Consider the following 15,147-nt stretch of genomic DNA (forward strand, 5'->3'; position numbering starts at 1 on the left):
ATTAGATTTACTCTACTTTCTGCAGTTCTTTAGAATACTTTTTATAAGGCCGTATGATTAATCGGGCCTCTCTGTCAAACCGGATGTAATTATATACCCAATTGATAAAAACTACCAAACGGTTACGGAAACCAATTAGGAAGAAAAGGTGCACAAACATCCATACAAACCAGGCAAAAACACCCTGAAAACGAAATTTTGGAAGATCTACCACTGCCTTGTTCCTGCCAATGGTGGCCATAGCGCCTTTATCGTAATAACTAAAAGGTTTCATTTCTTTACCCTGTACCAGGCGTATAAGGTTTACACCTAACAATTTTCCCTGCTGTATGGCAGGCTGCGCCATCATGGGATGGCCTTTGGGAAAAGCTTCCTCCGTCATAAAAGCCACATCGCCCACCGCAAAAATATCAGTAAACCCTTCTATTTGGTTAAAACGGTTTACTTTGAGGCGGTTTCCCTGCACTACATATTCTCCGGCATCCAGACCTTTTACGGTAGCTCCTTTTACACCCGCGGTCCATATTACAGTAGCCGATTCAAACTGAAGATCGGTATTGGTGGTGACCAAATTACCGTCATAATCAGTAACACGTACTTCTTTCCAAACGTTTACACCCAGAGCCTCTAAAAAATCTTCTGCTTTGGCAGACGCCTTTTCACTCATAGCATCCAGCACACGATCTGCACCCTGTACCAGATTGATCTCCATGCGCCGTATATCCAGATCCGGGTAGTCCTTAGGCAAAATACCTTTTTTAATTTCGGCAAGTGCCCCTGCCAGTTCAACCCCCGTAGGGCCGGCCCCTACGATAACAAAGTTCATAAGTGCATTGCGCTCATTCAGGTTTGAGGTAAGTAATGCCTGTTCAAAATTTTCCAGTATAAGGCTCCTGAGATTTAAAGACTGTGGAATGGTTTTCATAGCCATACTGTACTTTCGTATCTTCTCGTTCCCAAAGAAATTAGTCTGAGATCCCGTAGCGATTACCAGGTAATCATATTTTAATGGCCCTATATCGGTATGTATCTTTTTGGCACTCGCATCTACTTCTTCCACATGTGCCAGCCGAAAGAAAAAATTAGGATAATCTTTTAAGATCTTTCGTATGGGATATGCTATTGAATCTGGCTCAAGCCCTCCGGTAGAAACCTGATAAAGAAGTGGCTGGAATGTATGGTAATTATGCTTGTCAAGAAGTACTACCTGTACCTCCTCCTGTTTACCGAGTTGCTTAGCCAGTGAGATCCCGGCAAACCCTCCTCCTATAATAACTATCCTGGGGGTACTCGTTCTGGGTATATTCATAGCAGTATTTTAAAACACAAAAATAACCAAACGGCAGGATATTGTGATGTTTGTTTTATTTTATCTTTTGAAAGACCCTACGAAACTCAAATAATCATGAATGAAATACGTTAATATGTCTCTGTAATTTATAAAGCAGCCATCCCTAAAACTATGATATTTTTTTGATGACCTTTTTATTAGGTTTTAAATTCATCAAGTATATATACAGTTATTTGTATAGGGATTATAGAAATCATAAAAGAAATTAATGCTGATTTATGTAACAATGTCATGACAAGCACTACTTATTATAAAAATATTGGATACTATTTGTGATTAAACAACTTGAACATAATTTTGTTACCGAACTTGAACGTCACCAGAACATTGTTCATAAAGTATGCAGAATCTATACGAATGATGAAGATGCCCATAAAGATCTTTTTCAGGAAATTACTATCCAGCTATGGAAAGCATATCCCAAGTTCAGGGGAGAATCAAAATTAAGTACCTGGATGTATAGGGTTGCCCTGAATACGGCCATAACACTCTACAGAAAATCCAAAAGATCGGTAAATACTCAGAATATTGACCATGTGGACTTCAAGATATCAACAGAGCCTTATGACGATACTGAAGAAAAACATTTAAAGTTAATGTATGAAGCGATCAAACAGTTGAACGATATTGAAAAAGCCCTGGTTTTTCTTTACCTGGAAGAAAAAGATTATACCGAGATCTCTGAAACGCTCGGTATTACCGAAGTGAATGCCAGAGTAAAAATGAACCGCATAAAAACAAAATTAAGAACCATTTTGAATCCATAATATGGAAGAATTAGATATTTTAAAAAAAGACTGGAAACGTAAAGAAGAAACACTTCCCAAACTGTCTTACGATGATATATACCGAATGATCTGGAAAAAGTCGTCCTCAATCGTACGATGGATTTTCTACATAAGCATTATAGAAATCATTCTTGGTATCTTACTCACTTTTTTCATAGCCGATAAAGATTATTGGGATGATCTTGAAAAATATGATATGGTGGGGATCACTATTTTTACCTACTCTATCACATACATTATAGCGATTTACTTCGTTGTACTTTTTTACAGAAACTACAAGCTTATTTCGGCGGCAGATTCTACCAGTAAGCTTATGGAAAATATTTTCAGGACCCGAAAAACCGTAAAGCGTTATATTGCCATCGCCCTTACTATTTCTGGTATTTACAGTATCTACTTCTTTATTTCTATCATGCAAAAGGAGGTGATTGCCCAAACTTTGGTTGAAAACGACGGTGTTCTGCCTGATTATTTCTGGCTCATGATGATTATAATCGGAATTATCACCGTTTTTATCACTATCGGGATTATGTGGCTTATCTATCAGTTATTCTACGGGTTATTACTTAGAGGACTCCGTAAAAATTACAAGGAACTGCAGAGCATTGAATAAAATGTGCTATAAGGTTTTGATAAAACTAAGCGAGATATATTAAAAACCAGAAAAAATTATAGTTAATATTGCCACTTACGTTGTTTGTGCATTTCTTCATATTCTATGAGTTCTTCCTGAGGAATTACTTTTAAGAAAGAGGGGTGCTGCTCAATAGCATATTCTATTTTTTCTACAATTTCTTCAATTGTATCAGTATCATAATCTATTTCAAGGGGTTCTTTTATTTGCATTGATTGTAAAATGCCTTTCTTTTTCACCATAAGGCCTTTTTTGTCAAAAGAACGCCTAAAACCATCAATAACAATAGGTATTACCAAAGGCTTATATTGTTTTATTATATGTGCGGTTCCTTTACGAATGGGTTTCCAGGGTTTTGTGGTACCCTGAGGGAAAGTAATTACCCAACCGTCTTCTAAAGCCATTCCTATGTTTTCAGTATCATTAAAATTTACATCCCTGTTAATATTTTTACCTTTCTCTCTCCAGGTCCTTTCTACGGTAATTGCTCCTGCATACGCCAGTATTTTAGGTAATAAACCTGATTTCATAGTCTCTTTGGCGGCTACGTAGTAAATATTGAGTTTGGGCCTCCATAAATAACCAACATTCTTAATAGAATCTACTCTTCCCGATAAACTGGCATTAAAAACATGGAACATGGCTACCACATCTGCAAAGTAGGTTTGGTGATTTGAGACAAATAATACGCCGTTTTCAGGTAGCTCTTTAATTACTTCCGAGCCCTCAATATGCAGTTCATTAAACCCGCGATATCTTCGGTGTGTTAATATCCCAAAAACTCTGATAAGCCATTTTTTTAAAAAAAGTATGTGCCCAAATGGATTTTCTTTAAACAACCCCATATACAATGTTCATATTAACCTAACTTCACAAAATTACAAATAATGCCTGGTAATTGCCGCATTGAGGAGTTCTTTAACCTCATTTAACATCATGGCGGTAGCCCCCCAGACCGTATAACCCCGTAGTTTAAATGCAGGTACCTGAATATTTGAGGCAAATGAAGTAGTGGCGACGGTCTCAAAAACAGCTTTCTCATGTAAAAACTCCGCCAGAGGTACTTCTATAATTTGCTCGACTTCCGCTTCTTCAGGAATAAAAGAAGGTTCTTCCCTCGTAAACCCCAGGTAAGGTGATACCAGAAAGTTACTGGGGGGAATATATACATCGGTTAATGATCGTATTATCTGTACCTGTGAAGGGGGTACTCCAACTTCTTCAAATGTTTCCCGCAAAGCTGTTTCTTTTAGATCCCTATCGTATTGTTCTACTTTACCCCCCGGAAAACCTACCTGATTTGAGTGAACACCGGGATAGCTTTTGCGGTGTATCAATACAAAACTTGTATCAACCGACTGTTTTGGATAAAAAAGCATCAATACCCCTGCTTTTTTGGCATGTAAGCGTTGCTCTGTAAAATTTTTAAGCTCTTTAAATCGAAGTGAGGAGGTCATTTTGTAATGAGACTCTTGCCCGGGAAGGGGCATATTTGTTATTTTTGGAATCGATTCTAAAAAAAGATCAAATCTCATGCTTTTATTTCTACGTGCGATTTTTACAATATTACTATTTATATGTTTAACAGCCTGTCATCAAAAAAATGAAAAGGCAATATCAGTTAAACCCGGTACTAAAAATAAAGTTAAAGATACGGTTGCTAACCCAAATACGACTACAAGAGAAACCAAAAAGGAAGAACCCTTTAAGTTAGACGAAGATAATGCGATTCCTTTCTTTTTTGACTATGCCCAACAAACTTCTGAGAAGCGTGTAAAGATCACTACTCAATTTGGTAGTTTTGTGATAGAGCTGTTTGAAGAAACCCCTTATCACCGTGCTAATTTTATATACTTAACCAAATCTGGGTATTTTAACACTACGTATTTTCACCGTGTGGTAAAAGGCTTCATAATTCAGGGGGGAAACTCAGATAATCGTAAAACGGGGGAAAAAAGGGCCTCTATAGGCCGGTATTTGCTGCCACCGGACACTAAAAAAGGGTTTAAACATCACAGGGGTGTAGTTTCTATGCCCAGTAGTGATATAGATAACCCGCATAAACTGGCTTCTCCTTTCGAATTTTTTATTGTTGTAAAAGATCCGGGATCCTATCATCTGGATGGAAATTACACGGCTTTTGGTCGTGTAATACAGGGTATGGATGTTGTTGATACCATAAACGCTTTGCCTACCGATGATGGAGAATGGCCCCTGCAAAACGTGTACATAAAAGCTGAGGTTACAGAATGATGCTAGCCAATTGAAGGGAGCTTTAACTTGAAATATACTGCTAATAACCTGATCACAATAACTACCAAAGCTGTGATAATATAAATACTGTTCTCTGGTAACCCTAAAGCATCCAGTATAAAATAAGCCAGTCCTCCGGCAATACAGGCCGTAGCATAGATCTCTTTATGAAATATCACCGGAACCTCATTACAAAGAATATCTCTGATAACCCCTCCAAAAGAACCACTCATGGCACCCAAAGCAATAGAAACAATAGGATGTAACTGTGCCTCTATTCCCTTTTCAACACCAATAATGGTAAAAACACCTAAACCTACAGTGTCAAAAAGAAAAAGGGAAGTTCTTAAATAATCGAGTTTACGACGGAAAATAATAGCAAATACTACTCCTATGGTAATAGTATATACATAGTTAAGATCAAACATCCATCCTACGGGCGTTCTTCCTATAAGAATATCCCGTAAGGTACCTCCTCCCAATGCAGTAACAAAAGCAATGATAAAAATACCAAACGGATCAAAGCGCTTGCCAAATGCAGTAAGCACACCCGAAATAGCAAAAACAAAGGTACCCAGTATATCTAAAGCGTATAAAAGACTCACATGTTCTGGGTATAAAAGTTATAATCTGATATTACTTTCTGCAAAAAAACCATAGGCTTCTCCTCGCTTTTTATTCCTAAAACCTCCTCTACCCGATGCCCAAGCCTTACTACTATATGGTGATCGCCGTGCTTGAGTGCTTCTTTGTACATAAGTTTTATTTCTTCTATCTCCCTGTCATTGAAAATAGTGACCTGAGGATAAGACGGTTTATAGTCTGCGGGAATATCACTATGAAGAGTATCCTGAATAGAAACTATGTGTTTTTCGCTAATAACAGTGGTACCCGCCGCGATATCTCCCAGGCGCTGCCCTTTGTTACTGAGAAGAATGGTAAGTACCGCTCCTCCGCAGGAAGTAAGTGACACATCTATTATTCGCAGCATCCACCTGATAAAATAACTGGAAAAAGAAGGACGGCTTCCATCGAGTTTAACCACCCGTATTTTTGCTACATATTTTCCTATTGTTTTTCCATCGGTAAAGGTTTCCAGCAACAAATAGTAGAGAAATGCGGGTAAACTGGCCACCATGTAAAATACCCAGGCATCTTCCATATCAATATTTAAAGAAGACAGCAACCAAAATATCATGATCATATAGGTAATTAATACTACTGTATCTAACAGAAATGCAACCATACGATCTACAATACTGGCAACCTTTTGATGTATCCCCACATTTTGGGAAGTTTCTATTTGGAATTTGTCCATATTTTCTTTTCTTTGGATTCTGGTTAATACTGAATCCTTTTATACTTTCTAATGCGTGAAGCTGCTTTTGTCAAGCAAAATAAAGACAAATGGTTAATTTTTGAAAGTGTTCTTAAAAATAAAGAACAAATAACCCCCGGTAAACTCGCAGATCTGTACATTGAAGTTACAGATCATCTTAGTTATGCCAGGACTTTCTACCCCAATAGCAAAACTACTGCTTATCTCAATAGTTTAGCTTCTCTGGCGCATCAAAATATCTATAAAACCAAAAAGGAAAATAAAAACAGGATTATTTCTTTCTGGAAAGAAGAGTTTCCCAAAGAGTTTTATCACTATAGGAAAGCACTGTTGTTTTCTTTTCTGGTATTTATGACTTTTACCATCATCGGTGCCTATTCCGCTGCTACAGACGGAGATTTTGTAAGAGCCTTTCTGGGAGATAACTATGTAAATATGACACTTGAGAATATTGAACAGGGAGATCCTATGGCAGTGTATAAACAACAAAGTGAAATTAACATGTTTTTGGGGATTACCATCAACAATATAAAAGTAGCTCTCACGGCTTTTGCCCTCGGTATTTTTACAGGGATTGGAACGGTTGTGTTATTAATGCAAAACGGGCTCATGCTGGGTAGTTTTCAATACTTTTTTTACGATCAGGGGCTCCTTTGGGAATCGGTCAGGACGATATGGATTCACGGCACTATCGAAATATCTGTGATCATTATAGCAGGTTGCGCAGGAATTGTGCTGGGTAACGGTATTCTTTTCCCGGGCACTTATACCAGACTGGAATCATTTAAACGGGGGGTAAAGGCCGGCCTGAAAATACTGGTAAGTACCATTCCCTTTTTTATGGTTGCCGGTTTTCTAGAAGGCTTTGTTACCAGACATACGGAAATGCCAGATTGGCTGGCAATTACTATTATTGGCCTTTCTCTATTTGTGATCATATACTACTATGTAATTTACCCTTTTAAACTTAACAAAATCCATGAATAAAACATTTATAATATTAAAAAAACAACGTGAACTCGGGGAGATCTTAACAGATACTTTCGCATTTCTCAGAAATGAATTCAAGCCGTTTTTTAAACTCATATTGCAGATTGCCGGCCCTTATCTTTTAATAGCGGCAGCAGGCGGAGTATTATATTTTTACGGCTTCTTTTCATCTATAGATACCGAATCAGGTATAGACTTTGGGATGATCTCTGTATTTGCTATGCTATTGGGGTTCCTGCTGTTGTTTTTTGGAGGAGTGGCCTCTTATGTATTATCATATTCTGTTACACTAAACTATATTAAATCATACGATCAAAATAAGGGAGAAGTACACATACCCGATGTACGAAAATGGGTAAAAGAAAGTTTTTGGAGCATTTTGGGTCTGGGCATACTAAACGGTATTATGCTTTTGGTGGGGTTCATTCTTTGCCTTATTCCCGGTATTTACCTGTGGGTGCCGCTCACTATGACTTTTGCTATTCTCATTTACCGCAATCATTCGGTTACCGATGCGATTAGTGAAAGTTTTACACTGATAAAAGATGAATGGTGGAATACTTTCTTGTATCTTTTGGTTATAGGCATTATTGTAGGTGTTGCCGGATATGTATTCAGTATTCCGGCAGCCGTGTATTCCTGGATCAAAATGGGGGTGTTTATGAATGAAATGAACCTTGCAGACCCCACTAGTTTCATCGATCCTGTATATGTCGTTCTAAACCTTTTATCATATACATTTCGTTTCTTTCTGAATCTTATTTCAGTAGTTGCTTCCATTCTTATTTATTTTCACCTCAATGAAAAAAAGAATTTTACCGGTACCTATCAGCGTATAAGTTCTCTTGGAGACCGCAGTGAAAAATGATAAAATATTTCGCTTTTATACTGCTTTTATGCGGAGGCATCGCACCTTCCATAAGTACTGCCCAGGAATTTCCGGCAGACAGCACCTATATTGAAAAAAAACAAATAGATCCGGAAGCTCTTGAAGCATACAGGTCTAAAAAAGAATATGATTATACCCCGGAGAAAAATACTTCAGGTTGGTGGGAGCATTTCAAAACGTGGTTCCTTGGTGTGCTAAAGCGTTTTCTGGAATCTGTTTTCGGGTATGAAGTTACTTCAGGATTTTTAAATACATTCTTCTATGTACTTATTTATGGAAGTCTTGCCCTGTTGTTATTCCTTCTTATTATGCTATTTGCCAAAGTACCAACACGGTCTTTTCTTTCTACCCACCCAAATCCGCAAACGGTAGCGATCACAGAAGAAGAGGCCCTCATGCAGCAGGAAGATCTGTCGGCACTAATTAATAAAGCGCTTGTGCAAAAAAACTACCGGCTTGCTATACGCTATTTGTACCTGAAAGCATTAAAACAACTCTCCGGTAAGGGATATGTGAAATGGGAACCTCAAAAAACCAATGATGAATACTTAAAGGAACTCACAGTTAAACCGTTAAAAAATCACTTTCTGGAAATAACCCGGATATATGACTTTGTCTGGTATGGTAATTTTAGTGTTGACGAACCTGGTTTTTTAAAAATACAACAGGTGTTTAATAACCTTGAACAAAAATTGAAGTAAATGGGGAAAAAAGGTAAAACATATATTGCCATTGCCGGTTTACTGCTTGCTCTTTTTATTGTACTTGAATACAATAAACCCAGAAAAATAAACTGGTTTCCTTCATATGACCGTTCTCATAAAATACCTATGGGTACCCGGGTGTTTAATGAGCAATTGAACGTAATGTACAGAGACCAGGTAAAAAATATCCGGAAACCTCCATATCAGTTCTTAAAACAGCAGCCCGATGCGAAAGGCATATATGTATTTGCCAACCAGACACTGGTTCTGGGAGAAGAGGAGTTTACAACCTTAATAGAATGGGTTGCCAAAGGAAATACTTTATGGGTGGCCGCCAATACTATTGAAGAAAAACTTATGGATACCTTAGGGATAGAAAGTAAAAAAGTTACTAATTATGCTACACTAAAGGCAGATTACAGACTTGTACTTTCCAACCCTGTATTTAAAAATATACCGGAAGCCGTGTATGACCGGGGGACTACTGTTTCCTATTTTAAGGCTAAAAAAGAAAGTGATTCTTCAGAAATACGTTCTCTCGGGAAAATTGTGATCAACGCAGATAGCAGTTCTTATAAAAATATTATTCAAAGCTCCTTTGGAAACGGAAAAATTATACTTTCTCATTTTCCGGAAGCATTTACCAATTATTTTATTCTAAAAGAGCCCAATGATCAATATACCTCTGGTTTACTGTCTTATTTTCAGGACTATCCCACCATTTATATTGATAATTATTATAAGGCCGGAAAAAAAATATACAGTTCTCCATTGTATTTACTTCTATCTACACGGGAGCTTAAATGGGCTTATTACATTACCCTAATAGCATTACTTATTTTCATCATTTTTGAAGGTAAAAGAAAACAACGCAGCATCCCCGTACTTGTACCTTTAAAAAACCAGTCGCTAAGCTTTGTAAAGACTATTGCCAATATGTACTTTGAAAAGAAGGAGCACAAGGCAATAGCCACATATCGTATTAAGTATTTTTTCGAGTCTTTGCGTAGAAAAAGTATGCTGAACTATGCAGAAACTGATGAGAAAGTTTTACAAATTGCAGCAGAGAAAATGGGGAAAAGCCAGGAGACTGCCAAGAATCTTTTTAACAAAATCTCAGAGATAAGAGATAAACCCAAAATAACTAAAGAAGAGTTGTTAGAACTCAATGTAATGATAGAAACTTTTAACGAGTAAATATATGGACTCAGAAAATAATATGGAATTTAAAAGCCGCATAGAACTTGAAAATCTGCAAAATGCGGTTACCGCCATTAAAACCGAATTAGGTAAAGTTATTGTAGGCCAGGAAACCTTTATTGAGCTGTTGCTGGCAGGTATTCTTGCCAACGGACATGTATTGATTGAAGGTGTACCGGGTATAGCCAAAACTATAACGGCACGGCTTTTTGCCAAAACCCTAAAAACCAATTTTAGTAGAATACAGTTTACACCCGACCTAATGCCCTCAGATATTCTTGGTACATCTGTACTTAACATGAAAACTTCTGATTTTGAGTTTAAAAAAGGGCCCATTTTTTCCAACATAGTGCTTATAGATGAAATAAACCGGGCTCCTGCCAAAACACAGTCGGCCTTATTTGAAGTTATGGAAGAACGGCAAATTACTCTTGACGGAACAAAATACCCGATGGACCCTCCATTTATGGTACTCGCTACCCAAAACCCAATAGAACAGGAAGGTACCTACGCACTTCCCGAGGCACAGTTAGATCGTTTTTTATTTAAGATTAAAATAACATACCCGTCTCAGCAAGAAGAGATCGATATACTTAAAACTCATCACGACCGTAAAGGGGCGTCGCCCCATGCCAATGTTCATGCTATCCTGAAGCCTGAACAACTGGAGGATTATAAAAGGAAAGTTCAGGAAGTACTGGTAGAAGATAAATTACTTACCTATATAGCCGATATTGTTGTTAAAACACGCAACCACCCGCATTTATTTCTTGGAGCTTCACCCAGAGCCTCCATTGCCGTTCTAAATACTGCTAAGGCCATAGCCGCTATGAACGGACGTGATTTCGTAGTGCCGGAAGATATAAAAAAGGTACTTTACCCTGTGCTTAACCATCGTATTCTCCTTGCTCCCGAGAGAGAAATGGAGGGTATGACCCCCGAAAACGTAATTGATATGATCGTACAGTCTATCGAAATCCCAAGATAAAGTATGCTTCATTTCATAAAAGCATTTTACTTTTGTAACCGTTTCTTTAAAGTACTGCTCGGCCTGGCCTTTCTGTTCTTACTGTCGTACTGGTTTAAAGAATGGTATGCCATTATATGGCTGGGCGTTATGACCCTGGTGGTAGCAGTTTTAATTGATATTTTGCTGCTTTTTATTCCAAAAAGTGCACTAAAGGCACACCGCCACCTGCCAGATAAATTTTCAAATAGTGATGAAAATCCGGTTCCTGTTACTATTCAAAATTTATACAATTTTAAAACTGAAATAACAGTTATAGATGAGTTGCCCGTGCAGTTCCAAAAAAGAGATTTTAGGTATGTATGCCGGATAGGTCCCGGAAAAAAACACGATTTTGAGTACCTGGTAAGGCCCCTGGAAAGAGGCGTATATACTTTTGGAAAACTCAACGTTTATGTAACGTCTCCTTTAGGGCTTATAAAAAGGAGATATCATTTTCTAAATGAACAAGAGGTACTGGTATATCCTTCCTTTATTCAAATGCAGAAGTATGATTTCCTCGCTATTAGTCAACATCTTACACTGGCCGGACTCAAAAAAATAAGGAAAATTGGCCACACTACTGAATTCGAGCAGATAAAGGAATATATTCCCGGAGAAGATTTTCGTACCGTAAACTGGAAAGCAACCGCAAAACGGTCACAACTCATGGTCAATCAATATCAGGATGAGCGGTCACAACCCGTGTATTCTTTTATAGATACCGGCAGGGCCATGAAAATGCCTTTTAACGAACTTAAACTATTGGATTACGCTATTAATTCTACACTTGCCTTTACCAATGTTGCTCTCAAAAAACACGATAAAGCGGGTATGCTTTCTTTTGATAAAACCGTAGATCACTTTGTACCTGCTCTACAAAAATCAGCTCAGTTACATACCGTGATGGAGCATCTCTACAATATAGACACCCAATTCCCCGATGCTGATTTTGGATACCTGTACGCTTTTGTACGACGAAAAATATCTCATAGAAGCCTGCTCATGTTATATACTAATTTTGAGCATATCTCAGCATTAAAGAGACAACTGCCCTATCTAAAAGGTATAGCTCAAAAGCATTTATTAATCGTTATTTTTTTTGAGAATACCCAATTACAACAATTGGTTCATAAAAAAGCAGATAGCCTTCAGGAAATTTATCATAAAGCACTGGCCCAAAAATTTACTTTTGAAAAAAGACTTATGCAGCAAGAATTATTAAAATGCGGAATACAAACCATTCTTACCGCACCGGAAAACCTTACTATTAATGCCATTAACAAATATCTGGAAGTAAAAGCCAGAGGTATGCTATAACTTGGTAAAACAGAAAAAACCCTTCAGGTACAGAAATCTACAGTTCATTCAGTAAATACTACAATACGTACTTATTTATTATATTACGTAGAGTGTTTCCAGCATCTTTGCAGTGTAAATCATTAAAAAATTCACTCATGAAAACACTAAAACTATTCGCAGTATTGTTAATGACCACATCACTGTCTTTTGCTCAGGACACAGATACGGAAAGTAAAAAAGTAACTATAGAAATAACCATTGACAACCTTCGCAATGAAAAAGGCCAGGTAGTACTTGCCTTGCATACCAAAGACACCTTTATGAAAGGAAAAGGTATTGCAAATGTATTGGCTACAGTAGAAGGCAATGTGGCAAAAGGTATTTTTGATGATGTGGCACCCGGTTCTTATGCCATACTGGCACTTCACGATGAAAACTCAAATGGACGAATGGATTTTGACAGTAGTGGTATGCCGCTGGAAGACTTTGGCAGCAGTAATAATGTAATGGTAATGGGGCCTCCTACGTATGAGGATGCTGAATTTACCGTAAATGACAAAAACCTTAATCTAAACATACGTTTTTAATAAGAAAGCCGGGAAAGTTGACACTTTCCCGGCTTTTCTTTATTTGTCATAACTCAAACACTTTCATTGAGCCATGCTTTCATCATCCATATAGTCTTTTCCTGTTCCTTTATGAAGTCACTTACCATAGAATTGGTTCCTTCATCGCCCAAATCGCCAGATCTATCAAGGATATAGCGTTCTATTTGCAATAATTCTGTTAATGAGTTTACCACCAGGGTCACCGCTTTTTCATCTATCGAAATGTTTTTACCTACAGGTACTTCAGCAACTTCTGTGTAATCACTAAATGTGTGTAAAGGCACACCCCCAAGCGTAAGCACTCTTTCTGCTACCATATCTACTTTTAATTGAGCATCGGTATAGAGCTCTTCAAATTTGGCATGGAGGTCAAAAAAACCTTTTCCTTTTATGTTCCAGTGAATACCCCGTAAGTTTTGGTAATACACCTGAAAATTGGCTAATAGTTTGTTGAGATCTTTTATTAATTCTTCGGTTTTGGATACATCCAATCCAAGGCTATTTACACTCATATCAATATATTTTAAAGGTTGTGAAATACAATTTAAAATTAACCGTAAAAAGATAGTTTTAAATAATAAGTTTTATCGATTGTTTTTATATTTTTATTGTCTTAAACTATCGCAATGACAATTACACAACTTCAATACGTTTTGGCTGTAGCAGAGTACAAAAACTTTACACTGGCTGCCGAAAAAAGCTTTGTTACTCAACCTACATTAAGCATGCAAATACAAAAACTGGAAGACGAGCTGGACATACTTATTTTTGACAGAAGTAAGAAACCCATTCAACTAACAGAAATAGGAAAAAAAATAGTGGAACAGGCACGTAACATTGTAAATGAATCCGGTCGCATTAAAGATATTGTAGATCAGCAAAAAGGATTTTTAGGTGGAGAGTTCAAGCTGGGAATTATCCCCACCATTATGCCCACTTTGCTCCCTATGTTCCTTAAAAGTTTTTCTAAAAAACACCCTAAAGTTAAACTCAAAATAGAAGAACTACATACACAGGCTATTATTCAGAAGCTTTTAGACGGGCATTTGGATGCAGCTATAGCGGCTACTCCGTTACAAAATGATCACATCAGGGAAAAAGTTCTGTATTATGAACCGTTTGTAGGCTATATACCAGATGATCACAGACTGCACACATCAGAAAAAATCAATACTTCCGATCTCAATGTAGATGATATTTTATTATTGGAAGACGGCCATTGCTTCAGAAATCATGTGCTAAATCTTTGCAGTAACCAAAAGAATTTCAGTAATGACCATTTTCAGTTAGAAAGCGGTAGTTTTGAAACTATGGTTAAACTGGCCAATGAAGGACTCGGCATGACACTGCTACCCTATTTACATACCTTAGATCTCCCTGAGGAACAAAAACAGTATCTTCATTTTTTCAACGATCCCAGTCCCGCGAGAGAGGTGAGCCTTATTTATCATAGAAGCGAACTCAAAATACACATCATCGAGGCATTAAAGGATGTTATATCGGGAATTATAAGAGGGGCCATTGCCTTTCATAATGTTAGGATTATTAGCCCTGTAGGAAAAAAGAAATAATAAAACTGGATTTTTTTTATAAATAAAATACGTATTTTTAGTTATTAAATAACTAAAAATTAACGTAATGAAGAAAAAAAGTGTTAAAAAAAGTTTATCGTTAAACAAAAAAACAATTGGTAATTTAAGTGGCATTCATGGAGGGCGCCCTCCTCATAATGGCAGTGACCCGGCAGAGCCACAACCCCTTACTATTGAAACTGTTTGTTGGACCCAGTCAAGAGATATTGCATCCAACTGTTGGTGTTCTTCCGGTGATAGTTTTGAATGTCCCTAATTTAATTAAAACATGATAAAAAGCAGGGCTGTCGCCCTGCTTTTTGTTTATATATCCGCATGAAAATCAGGATTTTTCCCCTTTATTACTTATATCTTTTTCCATATTTTTAAAGTGTTATTATTACCAAATAAACCTATCTTAAATATTGGTTTGCTAAAACCAACTTATTAGCTTTTTCGAAAAAAACGGGAGTGTTAAACTCCTGTTTTTTAATGTTAAATTTAAATTTTGT

At 37.2% G+C, this 15,147-nt stretch carries 18 protein-coding genes; 12 read left to right on the forward strand and 6 right to left on the reverse strand.

The window, feature by feature from the left end; genetic code table 11:
* Nucleotides 1–7 precede the first annotated feature (7 nt).
* Complete coding sequence (locus tag WAO84_RS14580; protein ID WP_340066711.1) at nucleotides 8–1,309, reverse strand: NAD(P)/FAD-dependent oxidoreductase; 1,302 nt, start codon at nucleotides 1,307–1,309, stop codon at nucleotides 8–10.
* A gap of 314 nt (nucleotides 1,310–1,623) precedes the next feature.
* Between WAO84_RS14580 and WAO84_RS14585 the strand changes: the two genes are divergently transcribed.
* Both WAO84_RS14585 and WAO84_RS14590 read left to right on the forward strand, forming a co-directional pair.
* Nucleotides 1,624–2,118: an RNA polymerase sigma factor gene (locus WAO84_RS14585; RefSeq protein WP_340066713.1), complete on the forward strand. Its 495-nt coding sequence runs from the start codon at nucleotides 1,624–1,626 to the stop codon at nucleotides 2,116–2,118.
* A gap of 1 nt (nucleotide 2,119) precedes the next feature.
* On the forward strand, nucleotides 2,120–2,752 hold the full coding sequence (locus WAO84_RS14590; RefSeq protein ID WP_340066715.1) for a hypothetical protein: 633 nt from the start codon (nucleotides 2,120–2,122) through the stop codon (nucleotides 2,750–2,752).
* A gap of 62 nt (nucleotides 2,753–2,814) precedes the next feature.
* Here WAO84_RS14590 and WAO84_RS14595 read toward each other — a convergent pair whose 3' ends face one another.
* Nucleotides 2,815–3,618, reverse strand: a complete 804-nt coding sequence (locus tag WAO84_RS14595; RefSeq protein ID WP_340066717.1) for a lysophospholipid acyltransferase family protein — start codon at nucleotides 3,616–3,618, stop codon at nucleotides 2,815–2,817.
* A gap of 33 nt (nucleotides 3,619–3,651) precedes the next feature.
* Nucleotides 3,652–4,308 carry an NUDIX hydrolase gene (locus tag WAO84_RS14600; RefSeq protein WP_340066719.1) on the reverse strand — a complete coding sequence of 219 codons (657 nt, stop codon included), beginning with the start codon at nucleotides 4,306–4,308 and terminating at the stop codon, nucleotides 3,652–3,654.
* Here WAO84_RS14600 and WAO84_RS14605 point away from each other — a divergent pair.
* On the forward strand, nucleotides 4,307–5,026 hold the full coding sequence (locus WAO84_RS14605) for a peptidylprolyl isomerase (protein ID WP_340066721.1): 720 nt from the start codon (nucleotides 4,307–4,309) through the stop codon (nucleotides 5,024–5,026). The genes WAO84_RS14600 and WAO84_RS14605 overlap by 2 nt on opposite strands.
* Before the next feature lie 2 nt (nucleotides 5,027–5,028).
* Here the strand turns inward: WAO84_RS14605 and WAO84_RS14610 are convergent, their stop codons facing one another.
* Nucleotides 5,029–5,631, reverse strand: coding sequence for a trimeric intracellular cation channel family protein (locus tag WAO84_RS14610; protein WP_340066723.1), 603 nt, complete (start codon nucleotides 5,629–5,631; stop codon nucleotides 5,029–5,031).
* Complete coding sequence (locus WAO84_RS14615) at nucleotides 5,628–6,344, reverse strand: RDD family protein (protein WP_340066725.1); 717 nt, start codon at nucleotides 6,342–6,344, stop codon at nucleotides 5,628–5,630. The genes WAO84_RS14610 and WAO84_RS14615 overlap by 4 nt, the downstream gene beginning before the upstream one ends.
* Nucleotides 6,345–6,395: 51 nt before the next feature.
* Between WAO84_RS14615 and WAO84_RS14620 the strand changes: the two genes are divergently transcribed.
* From WAO84_RS14620 to WAO84_RS14650, 7 genes are all read left to right on the forward strand, one after another.
* Nucleotides 6,396–7,352 (forward strand): stage II sporulation protein M, encoded by a 957-nt coding sequence (locus tag WAO84_RS14620; protein WP_340066726.1) that lies wholly within the window; start codon nucleotides 6,396–6,398, stop codon nucleotides 7,350–7,352.
* On the forward strand, nucleotides 7,345–8,223 hold the full coding sequence (locus WAO84_RS14625; protein ID WP_340066727.1) for a hypothetical protein: 879 nt from the start codon (nucleotides 7,345–7,347) through the stop codon (nucleotides 8,221–8,223). Before WAO84_RS14620 ends, WAO84_RS14625 begins: the two co-directional genes overlap by 8 nt.
* On the forward strand, nucleotides 8,220–8,945 hold the full coding sequence (locus tag WAO84_RS14630; RefSeq protein WP_340066728.1) for a DUF4129 domain-containing protein: 726 nt from the start codon (nucleotides 8,220–8,222) through the stop codon (nucleotides 8,943–8,945). The genes WAO84_RS14625 and WAO84_RS14630 overlap by 4 nt, the downstream gene beginning before the upstream one ends.
* Entirely contained in the window at nucleotides 8,946–10,145 is a 1,200-nt protein-coding gene (locus WAO84_RS14635) for a DUF4350 domain-containing protein (protein ID WP_340066730.1), read from the forward strand.
* Nucleotides 10,146–10,149: 4 nt separating this feature from the next.
* Nucleotides 10,150–11,136, forward strand: coding sequence for an AAA family ATPase (locus WAO84_RS14640; protein ID WP_340066731.1), 987 nt, complete (start codon nucleotides 10,150–10,152; stop codon nucleotides 11,134–11,136).
* Between the two features lie 3 nt (nucleotides 11,137–11,139).
* Nucleotides 11,140–12,474 carry a DUF58 domain-containing protein gene (locus tag WAO84_RS14645; RefSeq protein ID WP_340066732.1) on the forward strand — a complete coding sequence of 445 codons (1,335 nt, stop codon included), beginning with the start codon at nucleotides 11,140–11,142 and terminating at the stop codon, nucleotides 12,472–12,474.
* A gap of 137 nt (nucleotides 12,475–12,611) precedes the next feature.
* Nucleotides 12,612–13,043, forward strand: coding sequence for a DUF2141 domain-containing protein (locus tag WAO84_RS14650; protein ID WP_340066734.1), 432 nt, complete (start codon nucleotides 12,612–12,614; stop codon nucleotides 13,041–13,043).
* A gap of 53 nt (nucleotides 13,044–13,096) precedes the next feature.
* On the opposite strand, the gene WAO84_RS14655 is transcribed toward WAO84_RS14650, so the two are convergent.
* Nucleotides 13,097–13,576 carry a Dps family protein gene (locus WAO84_RS14655; RefSeq protein WP_340066736.1) on the reverse strand — a complete coding sequence of 160 codons (480 nt, stop codon included), beginning with the start codon at nucleotides 13,574–13,576 and terminating at the stop codon, nucleotides 13,097–13,099.
* Between the two features lie 114 nt (nucleotides 13,577–13,690).
* Between WAO84_RS14655 and WAO84_RS14660 the strand changes: the two genes are divergently transcribed.
* Both WAO84_RS14660 and WAO84_RS14665 read left to right on the forward strand, forming a co-directional pair.
* A complete protein-coding gene (locus WAO84_RS14660; RefSeq protein WP_340066737.1) occupies nucleotides 13,691–14,635 on the forward strand; it encodes a LysR substrate-binding domain-containing protein in 945 nt (314 codons plus the stop codon).
* A 67-nt stretch (nucleotides 14,636–14,702) separates the two neighbouring features.
* Nucleotides 14,703–14,912: a hypothetical protein gene (locus WAO84_RS14665; protein ID WP_340066738.1), complete on the forward strand. Its 210-nt coding sequence runs from the start codon at nucleotides 14,703–14,705 to the stop codon at nucleotides 14,910–14,912.
* The last annotated feature ends 235 nt before the right edge of the window (nucleotides 14,913–15,147 follow it).

The organism is Ascidiimonas aurantiaca (assembly GCF_037646345.1).
GTDB lineage: Bacteria > Bacteroidota > Bacteroidia > Flavobacteriales > Flavobacteriaceae > Ascidiimonas > Ascidiimonas aurantiaca.

Coding starts and splice junctions, on each gene's coding strand:
- WAO84_RS14580 (WP_340066711.1), bottom strand. CDS start 1,309: ATGAATATACCCAGAACGAGTACCCCCAGGATAGTTATTATAGGAGGA.
- WAO84_RS14590 (WP_340066715.1), top strand. CDS start 2,120: ATGGAAGAATTAGATATTTTAAAAAAAGACTGGAAACGTAAAGAAGAA.
- WAO84_RS14595 (WP_340066717.1), bottom strand. CDS start 3,618: ATGGGGTTGTTTAAAGAAAATCCATTTGGGCACATACTTTTTTTAAAA.
- WAO84_RS14605 (WP_340066721.1), top strand. CDS start 4,307: ATGCTTTTATTTCTACGTGCGATTTTTACAATATTACTATTTATATGT.
- WAO84_RS14600 (WP_340066719.1), bottom strand. CDS start 4,308: ATGAGATTTGATCTTTTTTTAGAATCGATTCCAAAAATAACAAATATG.
- WAO84_RS14615 (WP_340066725.1), bottom strand. CDS start 6,344: ATGGACAAATTCCAAATAGAAACTTCCCAAAATGTGGGGATACATCAA.
- WAO84_RS14620 (WP_340066726.1), top strand. CDS start 6,396: ATGCGTGAAGCTGCTTTTGTCAAGCAAAATAAAGACAAATGGTTAATT.
- WAO84_RS14625 (WP_340066727.1), top strand. CDS start 7,345: ATGAATAAAACATTTATAATATTAAAAAAACAACGTGAACTCGGGGAG.
- WAO84_RS14630 (WP_340066728.1), top strand. CDS start 8,220: ATGATAAAATATTTCGCTTTTATACTGCTTTTATGCGGAGGCATCGCA.
- WAO84_RS14635 (WP_340066730.1), top strand. CDS start 8,946: ATGGGGAAAAAAGGTAAAACATATATTGCCATTGCCGGTTTACTGCTT.
- WAO84_RS14640 (WP_340066731.1), top strand. CDS start 10,150: ATGGACTCAGAAAATAATATGGAATTTAAAAGCCGCATAGAACTTGAA.
- WAO84_RS14645 (WP_340066732.1), top strand. CDS start 11,140: ATGCTTCATTTCATAAAAGCATTTTACTTTTGTAACCGTTTCTTTAAA.
- WAO84_RS14650 (WP_340066734.1), top strand. CDS start 12,612: ATGAAAACACTAAAACTATTCGCAGTATTGTTAATGACCACATCACTG.
- WAO84_RS14655 (WP_340066736.1), bottom strand. CDS start 13,576: ATGAGTGTAAATAGCCTTGGATTGGATGTATCCAAAACCGAAGAATTA.
- WAO84_RS14660 (WP_340066737.1), top strand. CDS start 13,691: ATGACAATTACACAACTTCAATACGTTTTGGCTGTAGCAGAGTACAAA.
- WAO84_RS14665 (WP_340066738.1), top strand. CDS start 14,703: ATGAAGAAAAAAAGTGTTAAAAAAAGTTTATCGTTAAACAAAAAAACA.